Consider the following 14,134-nt stretch of genomic DNA (forward strand, 5'->3'; position numbering starts at 1 on the left):
GCTCTCCTTTCTTAAAGGAAAAAGCCTTGCTTATTACTTCATCGTTACTTTTGCACAAGCCGTTTCGCCTTTTTGAACCATCCCTTGAGCCAAAATTTCGAAACTTTCACTTGCATCGCTATTTGTAATAACAATTGGTGTGATAATACTTTTCGCTTTTTCTTGAATAAGCACTAAATCAAATGTAATAAGAGGTGTTCCTACACTTACTTTGTCGCCTTGTGCTACGTGAGCTTCGAATCCTTCGCCTTCCATCGCCACTGTTTCAAGGCCGATATGTATTAATACTTCCGTACCGGCTTCTGTTTTTAGGCCTACTGCGTGCTTTGTATGGAAAAGCTGAACCACTTCTCCAGCAACGGGTGAGACAACTTTTCCCTCTGAAGGTTCGATTGCAAAACCGTCTCCCATCATTTTCTGTGCAAACACTGGATCTGGTACTTCGCTGATTGGCAAAATATTACCCGAAAGTGGAGCTAGAATAGTTGTTTCTTTTAATTTTGCCTTACTACCAAATAATTTTTTAAACATCTCAATCACCCTTTTTTAGATTGTACTTGTAGCATACCCCAATGAATCTGTAGAAAAACTTTCCCTATCCCTGTGTTACGTTAACATGGTCATTATTTAACCATGCTTTTTTTGTCTTGTAAATAAAAATGTATGAGTGTTTTTATAAGAAGTACGTTCCCTCTTTTCCACTTCATGTAACCCTTTACATGTTTTTCCGAAGGGGGATATTGAATTTTAAACCTAAAAAAAAGCCCTTTTAAAGGGCTTTTCACATTAGAATGTTGACGCAACTTCTTTTGCTTTCTCAGATGCTTTTGCTAAAATATTGTCTGCTTCTGCTGGTGTATAAGCCATACCTTCTGCAACAACCAGTTGGAAATCTTGAACACCAATGAAGCCCATCACTGTACGTAAGTAGCTTTGAGTAAATTCTAGCTCTGCTGCAGGGCCTTCTGAATAAACGCCTCCACGAGCTTCTAGCAATACTACTTTTTTATCTGAAGCTAATCCTACTGGACCATTTTCAGTATATTTAAACGTTTTTCCTGCAATTAAAATGTTATCAATATAAGCTTTCATTAGTGGAGGGAAACTTAAGTTCCACATTGGAGCTGAGAAAATGACTTTGTCAGCTTGTAAAAACTGCTCTACTAATTCACCCATACGTGTTACCTTTTCTAATTCAACAGCTGATAATTCTTCACCAGCTCCAGCTTTTCCCCATGCTGCTAAAACATCTCCATCAATGAATGGAACTGTTTCTTTATACAAATCAAGCGTTGTTACTGTATCGTTTGGGTTTGCTGTTTTATACTCATCTAAGAAAACCTGTGCTAAGCGAGTTGAAAATGATGCTTCATCAACCTGCGGATTTACTTTTACATATAATACATTTGCCATAATTGTCATCTCCTAAAAAGTGTCTATTATTATTAATCCGAGATATTCTAAACAGATTATCTTTAATTCGAGATTTATTATATAACTTCATTTTTTATGCGTCAACCTTTTCACACAAAAAAACTCCGCAAGCGGAGTTTTATACACATTGGAATTCTCGAATTTGATTTACATCTACCCCAGCGTACACCCAGAAAAATCCTGTCCAGCGATATCCTGCAACTGAACGTCTTCCCACAAAGGTTGGATAAAACCAGTAAGGTCGACCATTTCTCGGCCATATATAGGTATAGCGGTATAAGCATCCTGAAATAGCACCTGGATCAACAGCATAAAGTGACGGACCCCCTGAACCTAGCTTCGGTGTAGGTGTAAAAGCTGGCGGTGGACTTGAAGGCGGCTGCGCTCCTCCCTGCGGCGGAAGTCCTTGGCCCCCTCCTCCTGGCGGTAGCGGTGGTAACCCTTGGCCTCCCCCTCCTGGTGGAAACGTTGGAAACCCTTGGCCTCCTCCTCCTGGTGGAAACGTTGGAAACCCTTGGCCTCCTCCTGGTGGAAACAAATCTTGAAAACGTGGATCGTATTGATATGGATACATACGCACTCCCCCTTTATAATGCTTGCTACGTTACAATATGCATCATAATGAAAATAGGTGAATGTCTACTTTTACCTTCTATAGACTAATTAAACTATGTCAAACTTGCTGAGCTTAAAGAGGAGCCTTACCCGAGGAAATAATAAATCCAACACGGGAGCTACTTGCGTGTTGGATCTGCTTGTGGAAAATATTTTTCAATAAAATTATATAGCCAAAATACGGTAATCAAAATAGGAGCTATCAGAAAAGGATGCTGAATCCACATTTTTACCAGCACCTTTTCAAATGACGGAATCGATTTTAACACTTGAAATAACGAGCTTCCGCTAAAAATAACGCTCGTGCCTACTAACAAAAAAGATAGCCAGTTAAACTGATCCATCCACATGCTCATAGAAACATAAAAACTAATACCCGTGCCTATGCCCCCCATCATTCCATTTAAAATGCTTTTTACCGAAAAAGGAATTCCTACAAACCACCCAGCTCCTAATCCTGCACACCCTGCTAACATGCTAGAAAAAAGCAGCGGCTGCTCAAGCCAGAGACATGCATTTACTCCAACTACTAAGGTGACATGTATTCCTACGTGAAGGGAAATTCTTTTGCCAGTAACTTCTGAAACATACTGGTAGTAGCGCCCACTATAAAAAATCGTCCAGTATAAAAATAAAAATGCTATCACACTTGCCGCTATAATCATAAACACACCTCTCTCTACGTTATGATTCTATTAATTTCCGTCTATTATTCTTCCAATATCCTGTGCCTCTGATTAGATAATCTACCCTTATGCCTTCCATACGTTCATTCATCAGCAAGAAAGCAGAATATAAATGTTTATTGGTGTGCGGGTGTGCTAACAAGTTGAATATCTGCATTTAGAAAAAGATAGTGGAGAACACTTTCTCTTATCTTTACTATTATTCATATGTATAGCTTGCTAGATTTAGTCCTCGCAGTTTAGAATTTTTCAGTCGTTCATATGAAACTATTTGTACCTTTCTTTCGTTATAGATATACACATTTCTTTATCTTTTCACGTGCAAAAAAAGATAAATTCCTATAATATGTTTTCATATTAATCTTTAAGGAGATAAAGAAGATGAACTGGATAAATCCCTACAAATAGAGTTTTTAGAAAAAAGAAATTGTTATCATTTCTCCTATTTATGTTATAGAATAATTCATGTATAATAAAAGGCTGTATGGTAACGCAGCTTGCGACATATCTTTTCTTACTTTAGCAAGTCTATATTCAAAGCAAAAACTGCAAAGTGGGGTTAGTGCGACTCTTCATTAATCGACTTTGCACTAAAAAACAGCATTTTTCTTTTATCATAAAGAAAGAATGAGATTTAATAGTGACAGGTGAATAATATGGGTGAAAATCAAAGAAATGTTAGTAGATTTGACTGGAATTTGGCTTTCCTAATCTTCCTATTGTTTTGCGTGAGCGTTGTAGCAATTCATAGTGCTGAAAAAATCGGGCAGTATGATAAGAACTTCGTAGCGCAACAAGTTGTTTTTTATATTATTGGAATGGTAATTATAGGATTTGTCATGCGTTTTGACTCCGATCAGCTTCAAAAGCTAACGTGGGTTTTTTATGGATTTGGGAACTTTTTATTGCTTCTTTTACTAGTGGCTCCGTCAAGTATTGCCAGAGAAATTAACGGGGCAAAAAGTTGGTTCACGCTTCCCGGCTTCTCATTGCAGCCATCAGAGTTTATGAAAGTGTTTTTGATTATCACACTGAGTACGGTCATTGCTAAACACAATGAAAAATATCGTATCCGGACAGTAAGAGAAGACTTTTTACTGCTTGGTAAACTGGGCGCTGTACTTGCTTTACCTTTATTACTAATCATGCAGCAGCCTGACTTAGGTACCGCTCTTGTTTTCTTAGCAATCACGGTTGGACTTGTATTTGTTTCAGGCGTAAGCTGGAAAATCATCGCGCCTGCATTTTTAGGCATTACAGCGGTTGGCTCTGTCATTTTGGGACTTGTTGTTTATGCACCTAACTTATTAGAAAAGTATCTAGGAGTTAAGCAATACCAATTTGGACGTATTTATTCTTGGCTTGATCCCGAATCATATAGTTCCGGAGAGGGCTATCATTTAAAGAAATCGTTAGATGCAATTGGTTCAGGGATGGTAAACGGTAAAGGAATAGGAAATGGAGTTGTCTATTTGCCAGAGGGACAGACCGACTTTATTTTTGCGGTTATTGGAGAAGAGTTTGGCTTTATCGGCGCCAGCATTGTTATTAGTCTTTTCTTCGTACTCGTTTATTACTTGATCAAGCTAGGTCTTGAAACAAAAAATGAATTTAATTCTTACTTATGTGTAGGAGTTATTTCAATGCTTACGTTCCACGTCTTCCAAAATATCGGTATGACTATTCAAGTCTTACCTATTACCGGAATTCCCCTTCCTTTTATTTCATATGGGGGTAGTTCACTGATGGGGAACATGTTTGCAATGGGTCTGATGTTTGGAATATCATGGCATCACAAACGCTATATGTTTGGAAATGATTAAAGAGAGACGATGGTCTCTCTTTTTCTTTTATCTACCTATAAAGCATGCTATAATTAAGAAAACGCTTTCAAATTCTGTTTTAAAAGGGGTAGATATGCATGCTTGATTACCAATATCGGCGCAAAGCCTATGCTATTTTATTAAAACAGACATCTGTGCCTTCATCTACATCTTCTCGTTTCACCTGGCTTATTCAGCGACTAAAACGAAACGCATAAAAAAGGTGTGCTATTGCACACCTTTTATTTATTCGAAAGCGACGTTAGGCCAATTTGCCTTACAATTTTTTTACTATCTTCATTTAACCCTTTTACAATAACCTTTTTATTCAATCGCTCGTACTTGTCCATAATTTTTGAGATGCCAATTACGGCAGATTGATCCCATATATGAGAAGAACTAAAATCTATAATGATGGTATCTGGATCTGTTTCATACTGAAATTCATCCATAAAGAAACTGATGGTGGCAAAAAATAATTGCCCTGAAACTCTGTATTGTTTTGTATTGCCTTCTATTTGTGAAGTTGTTTTGATTTTAGCCATCTTCCAGCCAAATACAATGGCACTTAAAACAATACCTACCATTACTCCTAGTGCTAAGTTATGTGTAAACAATACAATAACCACCGTAACAATCATTACAATAGCATCCGACAGTGGATATTTCGTTAAGTCTTTAAGAGACTGCCAATCAAACGTACCGGCAGCTACCATAAACATAACGCCTACAAGAGCAGCCATTGGAATTTGTTTCACAACATCGCCAAGCACCATAATTAAGAACAATAAAAAGACTCCCGCAACTAAGGTAGATAATCTTCCTCGTCCCCCTGATTTTACATTAATCATAGATTGTCCAATCATGGCACAGCCAGCCATTCCTCCAAAGAATCCCGTTACAATATTAGCGATGCCTTGACCGCGCGCTTCTTTATTTTTATTAGAAGGCGTATCTGTAATTTCGTCCAGTACCGTTGCCGTTAGCATAGACTCAAGCAGTCCTACAATTGCTAAAGGAAGCGAATAAGGTAAAATGATAAGCAGCGTTTCTACTGATAACTCAACCTTTGGGAAGTGAAGAACCGGAAGTGAACGCGTAATATTCCCCATATCTCCTACCGTTTTTAAATCTAAATGAAAGACAATTGCTACAATCGTCATCAAGACAATAGCAACAAGCGGAGATGGTATTGCTTTGGTCATAAGCGGAAACAAATAGACGATGAGCAGCGTTCCGGCTACCATCGCGTACATCATCCAATTTGCGCCTTCAAAATGCGGAAGCTGTGCTGTAAAAATTAAAATACCTAGCGCATTTACGAATCCAATCATAACTGTTTGAGGAAGAAACGATAAAAACCTTCCTACTTTAAAAACACCAAGTAAAATTTGAATAATTCCAGTTAAAACAGTAGCTGCAAATAAATACTCAATGCCGTGATCTTTAACTAAGTTAATCATCAATAAAGACATCGCTCCTGTTGCAGCTGAAATCATAGCTGGTCTGCCTCCGGTAAAAGCAATCACAATTGCCATACAAAAAGATGCATACAGGCCAACCATCGGATTGACACCAGCGATAATGGAAAAAGCAAGGGCTTCCGGAATAAGCGCAAGAGCAACTGTCATCCCCGACAAAATATCTGCTCGAACGTTTGAAAACCACTGCTGTTTAATATTTGCCATCATGATGTTTTACCACCTCTTATAAAATTTTTATACGATTTTCGACTTTCACGAAAATCAAAGCCGTTTTTAACGTATCAAATCGTACCATACAATCCCCTGTTTGGAAACAATTAATTTTCACAAATAAAAAGACCAGAAGCTTGATTGCTTCTCGTCTTTTTATTTGTTATGCAGTGGCATTTCGCTGTCCTTCAACGAATAAAAGGAATGAAATTATATTCATTCATTAATTGCTGCTTCAAGCGCAACAACAATCATATCGTTAAACGTCGTTTGACGCTCTTCTGACGTTGTTTCTTCACCAGTAAAAATGTGGTCACTTACTGTTAAAACCGATAAAGCATTACGGCCGTATTTAGCGGCTAGCGTATACAGAGCCGTTGTTTCCATTTCAACTGCCAATACGCCGTGGGCTGCCAACTTTTCTAGCTGGCCGTCTTCATTGTAAAATTGATCAGATGTAAAGACACTTCCTACTTTTAACTGAAGGCCTTTTTCAACACCTGCATCATAAGCGCGCTTTAATAAATCAAAGTTAGCCGTCGGTGCATAGTCAATAGGACCAAATTTTACGCGGTTCATTTGTGAGTCACTTGACGAAGACATGGCTAAAATAACGTCACGCACTTTTACATCTTTTTGAATAGCTCCGCATGTACCAACGCGAATTAGGTTTTGAACACCATATTCATTCATAAGTTCATTTACATAAATAGCAATTGATGGTACACCCATCCCTGTTCCTTGAACAGAAACGCGCTTTCCTTTATATGTTCCTGTGAATCCAAGCATACCGCGCACTTCGTTATAGCAAGTTACATCTTCTAAAAACGTTTCTGCGATGTATTTTGCACGAAGTGGATCACCTGGAAGTAAAATTGTTTCTGCAATATCTCCTTGTTTTGCCCCAATATGTACGCTCATTTCGTACCTCCTATATGTAAAAAATCTTACGTTTTCACTATACCATATTGTATCCCTTGCATGTCTATTTACTTCTAACATTATGCTTCAAAAATAAAAAGACATACTGTCCAAAAAATGGCGTAGTATGTCACTTAATATAAGGGTATGCTAACAGCGCAAGGGATTTAATAACTTTAGCTGAGGTGATATGTATGGGGAAGAAACATCGTAACCGAATTAATTCGCCTAAAAAGAATAATCATATTCCAAAAGAAGCAATTATAGCAGAACATGAAGCGCATGGAGATGAATATTCAGCAACAAAACGAAAAAATGGACCTGGGCATCATACTCGTGATTACTAGGGAGCAGCATATAAATAAAAAGCGGCCAGATAGGTCGCTTTTACCTTATGTTTAACGTACGTGCAGGCGATTAACTTTTTGCCAGCCGTCTGTCCATAGCTTATAGTAATACTTACCTCGAGTACCTTCATCAATTAACAAGATATCGCCTGTACTAATAAACCGCGCATCACAATCCTTTGGCAAATTATCAGCAATATTAAACATCTGAAATACTTGTGTTGCTGCGTCTTGATGATCGAATGCTGTAATCGTTAGACGATGAACAGGCTTATATCCGCGCTTTTCGCCTTTTTCTTCTGTTTGCATAATAGTTACATCATATTCTGTGCTAATATTAAATTGTTTTTTTATTGTGGTCCACACACTCAACATTCTTCCCTCCACCCAAAAGCAAGTATTTACTCTTTTACGTCATGTATTCTTATATAATTAGTGATAAAATCCGAAAACCCTTTATCGAATCAAAACGTTTTTTGTCGAAATTACTAGTTTTTTCTTATTAATCATGTACATAAAATATTTGTTTCTCATTTTATCACTAGTTGTTTTTGAATGGATGAATCAATAGGCCTACTTAAACAAATTGAAATATTAACGAAAAAAATGTAACCATTACTACTATTTTTTGTTAGATATACTCTTAGAAAGAAGATAGATTCCTAACGACCAAGCAAGTCCTAAACAATATCCTGCTAGTATATCAGTTAAGAAATGTACGCCTAAATACAAACGGCTAAAGCCAATTAATAAAATAAGAATGGCAATTACGCATGTAGCCGCCGTTTTAATTGCCCTGCTTCTTGTATACATCCATATTAACAAAAGTAATCCGCTGTAAAACGCCATTGAGTTCATGGCATGTCCGCTCGGAAAACTATAGTGAGATGCGGGAACGACTTGACTCCAGTCAGGTCTTGGTCTCGCAAAAATTCCCTTTAATCCCCAATTTAACGCACGAACTCCCCAGAAAACGAGCGTCATATATAAAGCGAGCAATCCTTTTCGTTTATAGAGAAGGAATACCATAACCGCAAACCATATGGGTGCAGTTACATACCAAGATCCTACGGTTGTTATAAATATGATGATGGATGTTAACGTGTCCGTCCTCCATCCTTCAATAGTGTGAAGTACATTAAAGTCAAGCTGTTTCACCCAAGGTGTATTAAATGTAAATAATATGAATAAAAAGAAAGCTAAGAGAGATGCAATAAATAGAGAATATTTTGTAGTACGATTTACCATTTTTTATTTCCTCCAACCTATTAAAAGAAAAAGCATGTAGCGTTCTACATGCTTTACTTATTCACACGTTTTGGCTGAATATAGTCTTCTGGCTTAGGAGCTTGATGAACGACAAATTCAGCCGAAAATTCCTCTTTTGTATACAGTTTTGCACTTGTTTTTTTCGTGTGTTTCGATTGCGACATATCTCTCTCTCCTTTCTTTTTACTGTCTTTAATATACGAAAAAAAAAGGAGAGCTATGCACTTTAGCTATAGCGTGAAATAATATTGCTTAATATATTTTTCAACTGAGGAATTTCTTTTTCAGAAACATGAATACGAACGAGCGACTCATCTGCATCTAACATTTCAGATAAAAACCCGCCAAATCCTCTTGCTCGTCGATCCACTTCTATAAATAAGTCGTAGTCATGCAAGCCGCTTGGCTGCACGATAATTTCAATTTCATCTACTTTCCCAGCGTACACTCCACCGCTTGGAACAAATTCAAATTCTTGAACAAAAGGAAGTCTTTTTCTCATCTTGTGAGGAGCTTCTTCGCATTCGACTTGGCGTAAGCGAAAGCCAAGCTGTTCCATAGCTTCAATTGTGCTTGTTACCATCTGATTAGGAAGCACCTTTACATGATCAATATCCGACGGATCAACCGCGTCTTTAATATCGAGGCTCGTCGCCACCCACACTCGGGTTCTCCCTAATGTAACAGGTGTATCATCAGGCAGCTGAAATGTAAAAGGAATAGACTTCGTTTCAGCTGGTTGAATCGTGAACGGGTCATTAATTTTAAACGTATTAAGTTCAATATCCTGCTTATATTTTTTATCGTCTCTTTCTTTTACATAGGTTGTGAATAGACGCAGATAGATGCTGTCAATTTTCTGTTCAACATTGCCTCCGTACACTTCAACAATCCCTTCAATCGTTTCACCAGCACGAAATTCATCATTAACAAGCTTAGCGTCCACTCTCGCTGCACCAATTCCAATGCGGGCTAACGCTTTATTAAATAGCGCCATATTTTCCCCTCCCCGAGTTCTTACTGTTCATATAGTTATAAATATCTTTTTGTAAACTTTTAATACTTTCATACGATTCATCTGCTCTCAGCATTTTTTGAATGACGGTCTTAATAGGTGCTGACAAACTTAGCTCTTGCTCCCAGCTTCTTTCTTGTTTCTCCGTCGGCTCATAACCAGAATATAATAAAAATAAAAGAAAATGACCAAGCGCATAGATATCGCTTGCAACAGATGTTTGCCTCATATACTGCTGTTCTTCTATAAGGCTGCTTGTTTCTTCATGATCGCCTAAAAATCTAGCAAGACCAAAGTCAATAACATAGATGGTTCCATTAACGTCTATAATGTTTGGGATACGAAGATCGCGGTGAACAATTCCCTGCTCATGAATAACGGAAACTACGTCTAGGATATCAAGTAAAATTTTAAGCGCTTTTTCTTCCGTATACACGCACTTCTCTTCAAAAATTAAATCTTCAAACGTTTTTCCTTGAATCAGCTCCATCACTAGGAAACATCCTTCATCGGTTTCGACAGCTTCATACAGTGAAGGAATTTGAGGATGATTTAATTGAGACAGCAGTTTCGCTTCATAATGATAAGACTTCAGCCCTTGAGACGTACGCTGCTTCGTTTTACGGAGCTGCTTTACTACTACCTTTTTTTGTTGCACAATGTCGTTAGCAACATATGTTATACCATAGCTTCCCATTCCCAGTACGTTTATGATTTCATAGCGTTCACAAATGACTTTTCCTTTTTTAAAAGGACGGTCAACCAGCCAGCGATGAAGGTATTTGAACATTCGTTTTTTCATTCTAAATCAACTTGAGAAAAAGCTTGAGAAGAAGCTTCCACTTTTGCGTTTGCGCTTGTAGTGGTGATGGCCATATTTTGAATGACTGTGGCTGTCATAATATTTACTTCGTTTATAATCGCTACTGCTGCTATGGTGACGTGGACCTTGATAATGATGATCACTGCTGCTGTAGTGGCGTGGACGTCGATAGTGTCGGTCACTGCTGCTGTAGCGTCGATGTTTAGATCCAGTTAATGATTCAAATATTTTTCTGAACATAGAGAAAACCTCTTTCCTTAACATTTGTTACCCTTTATACGTACGAAATGTTATAAAGGTTTCAAAAAATCCCTTACCCTTTTTCTATATAGTTAAACGTTTCAAAGGAGGCCTAACATGACTTCTACTAACACAAATTCCCTCATTAGATTGGAGGATGTCCTTCGCCTGCAGCAAATGATGCAGCTCAAACCTCCTGCTATTTTCCCACTGTCTTTTATCGGAGAAGACGTAAACTTGATTAAAGAGATTCGAAAAAAAGTAAAAAAAGCTAATCAAAACAACGTTACGCGCACACAAGCTTATTTGGACTATTATCAAAAGCATCCTGAAATTCACTGGGCTCTTTTAGCCCACTTGGTTTCACGAAACGGCGGCTATTATATGACAGACCTTTCTACTACCTTAATAAAATCCCTGCTTTCGCCAGAAAAACAGCACGCGTACTTCTTGTTTTTAGAACACTCTAATTCTGCCATTTTTCATGATGCTTACGCTCAGCTTTTGCTCTATGAAAAAAGCAAAGAGCAAAACAGCAATTTGTTTCATTTACTCCCCGCTTTTCACGTATCTTCTTTTATGATAGCTGTTTGGAATGATTTTTGGCAGTATAGAAACAACCCCCTCTTATCAATAGCCCTGATTGTGAACGAACAATATCATATCGAAAAAAACGTTCTTTTTAAAAAAGAGTTTCAGCAGGATGTTCTTCATTCTTGGCAGTTTCACACTCAAAACTTTCTCGGTATGACTCAAATCATCTTTCCATATTATTCAGGTAATAAAATTGATTTAAGTGGAACGAAAGTGTATCATTTTGAGTCTGTCGTAAGACGGATTGAAGTGGGAAAAACTTTATACGCTCTTCTTTTTTATTCAAACTTGCATGATGCTATCTATACTTTTAGCCTTAAACATCCTCATACAGGGTCTCGAAGCGACTATAATTCAGATATATTTACAAATGATAGAACACATTCCAAAAAGCTCTATAGTCCGACTTTAAATATGAGCTGGGGAGATCGCGTACATCTTTTTTTAAGAAAAGATGATTGGTTTGAAGACGAAAGCATATTTTCTCTCCTTGAGTCTATTCCTGCTTCTTCAGTAAAAAAAATCCCCCTTCAGCATCATATAAAAGTGCAATCTGCCATTAAAGCAGCTAATCCTTTTTCATAACCGCTGCCTCATAAACAAAACGACGAGTTTCCCCGTCGTTACAGATGTATCTATCTTTTTATTCTTCATCTTGCTCATCAATAATACATTTATCAATGAGATAATCAAAAGTTATATCCGCTAATTCGCCTAGCTCTTCTTCAGCGGGCACATAGCCTCGCTTGACTAGTTCATTGTAAAAGAACTCCGCAATTTCTTCCGTATCAATGACCACTTCGATTTCTTTCACAATATCACTCCTTATCCCGTTTGAACGGATTAGCGTACCTTATTTTTCTTAAAATAGGTTTACTTCATCTGCTGCTTGAAGTTTTACCTTATACACATTTATGAACAATTTGGCAATAGTATGTCTAAAATTTCAACAGTTTAAATAGAAAGGTAATTATACCCATTATTTTTTTATTACCATCGCCGTATACACAATAAAAGATAGCTAAGAGAGATATGATCTATCTCGGCTATCTTTTATTTATTAGGCATCTACCTACTATTTTCCTTGTTCGGATTTTGCTATCTTTTTTAAATGTTTTAGCACTAAGTTCATAACTTCAGCGTATTCTTCATCTTCAAAAAGCTCATACAAAAATTTATAATCGTTGTACACATCTAAAAGACCGTTTATAATCTCATGCTTTTCTTTAGTTAACCTCACTTCTTCTTTTTCAGAACCGTTTTGTTTTTTCATCTTTGGTAGCAACTCCGTCTTTTTAATTTCTTTACCTAAATACAACATATCAATACTTTGAGAGTAATTTTCTGTTTCCTCATGAGGAGTTACGAGAATGAGTTCTTCTTCACTAGCCTCAAGCCATTCTCCATCTGTTACACGCGACAATTCATAGACAATATCTTCCCATGAATCCTCTTTATAACGCCATATTTCTGTTCGAATACCAATGATTTTAAATAACTCTTTTCCATAATTAAAAACCTGGACGATATCGCCGAAGAAAAATTTATATTCAAGCTCTACTCTTTCCTGTACTAATATTTGACCTTCATATTCTTCTAGAAGCTCAATTGTATCTTCTAAAAAAAGACCTTCACTATGGTTAATTTCGTATACAAAAATCCCATCCATCACTTTTATATCGGTAATAGTGCCAACGGTCCCGTATATTGTTACAACGACTGTTTCACCAATTCCGTATTTAGGTTTTTTCTTCCCTGCCATCGTCGCACCTCCTTAGTAAACATACACCTACTGAAAAGTTACAATATTATATGCAGTAACTAAAAAAGGGGAAGTATAACATCTTTAGAACCAAGCCTTTATTATCTATTGCCCTCTATCATTTTTACTCCTGCTTATCATACGGGCTGAGGAAAATAAAAAGAGGTTGAGACCTAACGAAATCACTCCCATCTAAAGACGAACAAATGGGATAAACGCGCTAATATGAATCACTTGTTCCACCGCCGTTGATTTCCGTGCAAGACTTCGCTTTCCGCGGGCGACCGATGAGCCTCCTCGTCGCATACGCTCCTGCGGAGTCTCACCTCTTCCGCTTTTCCCGCAGGAGTCTTCGCCCTGCCCTCCAATCAACAGTTAGAAGCACCTACATACAGTAAACCTGTATTCACGACCACAATAAAAAGATCCGAACGATTCATCGTTCGGATCTTCTTTCAACTAAAATACTTTTATCCCAGCCTCTTTTTATTTTCTCACGCATTATTTTGATAAAGCTCCCATGCTTCGTCAAATACGGTCATACTTGATACATAATGCCCGTTGAGCTCTAAATAAGAGCTCAGCTCGTCATAATCTGTTGAAGACTTCGGGAAACTGTGGTCATCATAAGCACTTCGCGCAAACTCTCCCATCGGATCATGTTTTTTATTTGATCGGAATTTCATTATATAGTGATAAAAGGATTTCATCGTACTCCCCCCTCAAGCGGTATGTGTATCTTTTCTATCATTTTTTCAAGAAATCGACAACTCTCTACTGTGATATGTAGATGTCGAACACTACAATATAAATGTTTTACCGGACAAAAAATATTAAATTCATGTTACAGTTGCAAAACAAATTTCCCTATTAGCGTAACGAATAAATATTGTTATATCAATATTTTTCTT

At 37.4% G+C, this 14,134-nt stretch carries 19 protein-coding genes; 3 read left to right on the forward strand and 16 right to left on the reverse strand.

The window, feature by feature from the left end:
- Window positions 1-33: 33 nt before the first annotated feature.
- The 4 genes from ACLHDF_RS04230 to ACLHDF_RS04245 form a co-directional block, all read right to left on the reverse strand.
- The gene (locus ACLHDF_RS04230) at window positions 34-531 is read right to left on the reverse strand and encodes a PTS glucose transporter subunit IIA (RefSeq protein ID WP_413917756.1); all 498 of its coding nucleotides are present in this window, start codon (window positions 529-531) and stop codon (window positions 34-36) included.
- Between the two features lie 255 nt (window positions 532-786).
- The gene (locus ACLHDF_RS04235) at window positions 787-1,413 is read right to left on the reverse strand and encodes an FMN-dependent NADH-azoreductase (protein WP_413917757.1); all 627 of its coding nucleotides are present in this window, start codon (window positions 1,411-1,413) and stop codon (window positions 787-789) included.
- A 139-nt stretch (window positions 1,414-1,552) separates the two neighbouring features.
- Window positions 1,553-2,008: a transporter gene (locus tag ACLHDF_RS04240; RefSeq protein WP_413917758.1), complete on the reverse strand. Its 456-nt coding sequence runs from the start codon at window positions 2,006-2,008 to the stop codon at window positions 1,553-1,555.
- Window positions 2,009-2,168: 160 nt separating this feature from the next.
- Window positions 2,169-2,714 (reverse strand): hypothetical protein, encoded by a 546-nt coding sequence (locus ACLHDF_RS04245; protein ID WP_413917759.1) that lies wholly within the window; start codon window positions 2,712-2,714, stop codon window positions 2,169-2,171.
- A gap of 677 nt (window positions 2,715-3,391) precedes the next feature.
- Between ACLHDF_RS04245 and ACLHDF_RS04250 the strand changes: the two genes are divergently transcribed.
- Window positions 3,392-4,558, forward strand: coding sequence for an FtsW/RodA/SpoVE family cell cycle protein (locus ACLHDF_RS04250; RefSeq protein ID WP_413917760.1), 1,167 nt, complete (start codon window positions 3,392-3,394; stop codon window positions 4,556-4,558).
- Window positions 4,559-4,800: 242 nt separating this feature from the next.
- Here the strand turns inward: ACLHDF_RS04250 and ACLHDF_RS04255 are convergent, their stop codons facing one another.
- Together ACLHDF_RS04255 and deoD are read right to left on the reverse strand one after the other, a co-directional pair.
- A complete protein-coding gene (locus ACLHDF_RS04255) occupies window positions 4,801-6,249 on the reverse strand; it encodes a SulP family inorganic anion transporter (RefSeq protein WP_413917761.1) in 1,449 nt (482 codons plus the stop codon).
- A 219-nt stretch (window positions 6,250-6,468) separates the two neighbouring features.
- Window positions 6,469-7,173 carry a purine-nucleoside phosphorylase gene (deoD, locus tag ACLHDF_RS04260; protein ID WP_013058711.1) on the reverse strand — a complete coding sequence of 235 codons (705 nt, stop codon included), beginning with the start codon at window positions 7,171-7,173 and terminating at the stop codon, window positions 6,469-6,471.
- 194 nt (window positions 7,174-7,367) lie between these two features.
- Here deoD and ACLHDF_RS04265 point away from each other — a divergent pair, with 194 nt between their 5' ends.
- Window positions 7,368-7,520 carry a hypothetical protein gene (locus ACLHDF_RS04265; RefSeq protein ID WP_274447560.1) on the forward strand — a complete coding sequence of 51 codons (153 nt, stop codon included), beginning with the start codon at window positions 7,368-7,370 and terminating at the stop codon, window positions 7,518-7,520.
- 51 nt (window positions 7,521-7,571) lie between these two features.
- Here ACLHDF_RS04265 and ACLHDF_RS04270 read toward each other — a convergent pair whose 3' ends face one another.
- From ACLHDF_RS04270 to ACLHDF_RS04295, 6 genes are all read right to left on the reverse strand, one after another.
- Window positions 7,572-7,895 (reverse strand): hypothetical protein, encoded by a 324-nt coding sequence (locus tag ACLHDF_RS04270; RefSeq protein ID WP_013058713.1) that lies wholly within the window; start codon window positions 7,893-7,895, stop codon window positions 7,572-7,574.
- A gap of 246 nt (window positions 7,896-8,141) precedes the next feature.
- Window positions 8,142-8,768 carry a phosphatase PAP2 family protein gene (locus tag ACLHDF_RS04275; protein WP_413917762.1) on the reverse strand — a complete coding sequence of 209 codons (627 nt, stop codon included), beginning with the start codon at window positions 8,766-8,768 and terminating at the stop codon, window positions 8,142-8,144.
- Window positions 8,769-8,821: 53 nt separating this feature from the next.
- Window positions 8,822-8,953 (reverse strand): hypothetical protein, encoded by a 132-nt coding sequence (locus ACLHDF_RS04280; protein WP_413917763.1) that lies wholly within the window; start codon window positions 8,951-8,953, stop codon window positions 8,822-8,824.
- Between the two features lie 62 nt (window positions 8,954-9,015).
- Window positions 9,016-9,786 (reverse strand): sporulation protein, encoded by a 771-nt coding sequence (locus ACLHDF_RS04285; RefSeq protein WP_413917764.1) that lies wholly within the window; start codon window positions 9,784-9,786, stop codon window positions 9,016-9,018.
- Entirely contained in the window at window positions 9,773-10,606 is an 834-nt protein-coding gene (locus ACLHDF_RS04290; protein ID WP_413917765.1) for a serine/threonine protein kinase, read from the reverse strand. Before ACLHDF_RS04290 ends, ACLHDF_RS04285 begins: the two co-directional genes overlap by 14 nt.
- Window positions 10,607-10,612: 6 nt before the next feature.
- Window positions 10,613-10,867 carry a hypothetical protein gene (locus ACLHDF_RS04295; RefSeq protein ID WP_413917766.1) on the reverse strand — a complete coding sequence of 85 codons (255 nt, stop codon included), beginning with the start codon at window positions 10,865-10,867 and terminating at the stop codon, window positions 10,613-10,615.
- A gap of 117 nt (window positions 10,868-10,984) precedes the next feature.
- Here ACLHDF_RS04295 and ACLHDF_RS04300 point away from each other — a divergent pair, with 117 nt between their 5' ends.
- Window positions 10,985-12,046, forward strand: a complete 1,062-nt coding sequence (locus ACLHDF_RS04300; RefSeq protein WP_413917767.1) for a DUF2515 family protein — start codon at window positions 10,985-10,987, stop codon at window positions 12,044-12,046.
- Between the two features lie 58 nt (window positions 12,047-12,104).
- Here the strand turns inward: ACLHDF_RS04300 and ACLHDF_RS04305 are convergent, their stop codons facing one another.
- The 4 genes from ACLHDF_RS04305 to ACLHDF_RS04320 form a co-directional block, all read right to left on the reverse strand.
- Window positions 12,105-12,275, reverse strand: coding sequence for a YozD family protein (locus tag ACLHDF_RS04305; RefSeq protein ID WP_013058720.1), 171 nt, complete (start codon window positions 12,273-12,275; stop codon window positions 12,105-12,107).
- A 261-nt stretch (window positions 12,276-12,536) separates the two neighbouring features.
- Entirely contained in the window at window positions 12,537-13,223 is a 687-nt protein-coding gene (locus ACLHDF_RS04310; RefSeq protein WP_413917768.1) for a hypothetical protein, read from the reverse strand.
- Between the two features lie 192 nt (window positions 13,224-13,415).
- Window positions 13,416-13,595 (reverse strand): hypothetical protein, encoded by a 180-nt coding sequence (locus ACLHDF_RS04315; RefSeq protein WP_413917769.1) that lies wholly within the window; start codon window positions 13,593-13,595, stop codon window positions 13,416-13,418.
- A gap of 122 nt (window positions 13,596-13,717) precedes the next feature.
- Window positions 13,718-13,933 carry a YozE family protein gene (locus ACLHDF_RS04320; RefSeq protein WP_413917770.1) on the reverse strand — a complete coding sequence of 72 codons (216 nt, stop codon included), beginning with the start codon at window positions 13,931-13,933 and terminating at the stop codon, window positions 13,718-13,720.
- Window positions 13,934-14,134: the final 201 nt, after the last annotated feature.

The sequence above is a fragment of the Priestia megaterium genome (assembly GCF_046599315.1).
Taxonomy (GTDB): Bacteria; Bacillota; Bacilli; order Bacillales; family Bacillaceae_H; genus Priestia; species Priestia megaterium_F.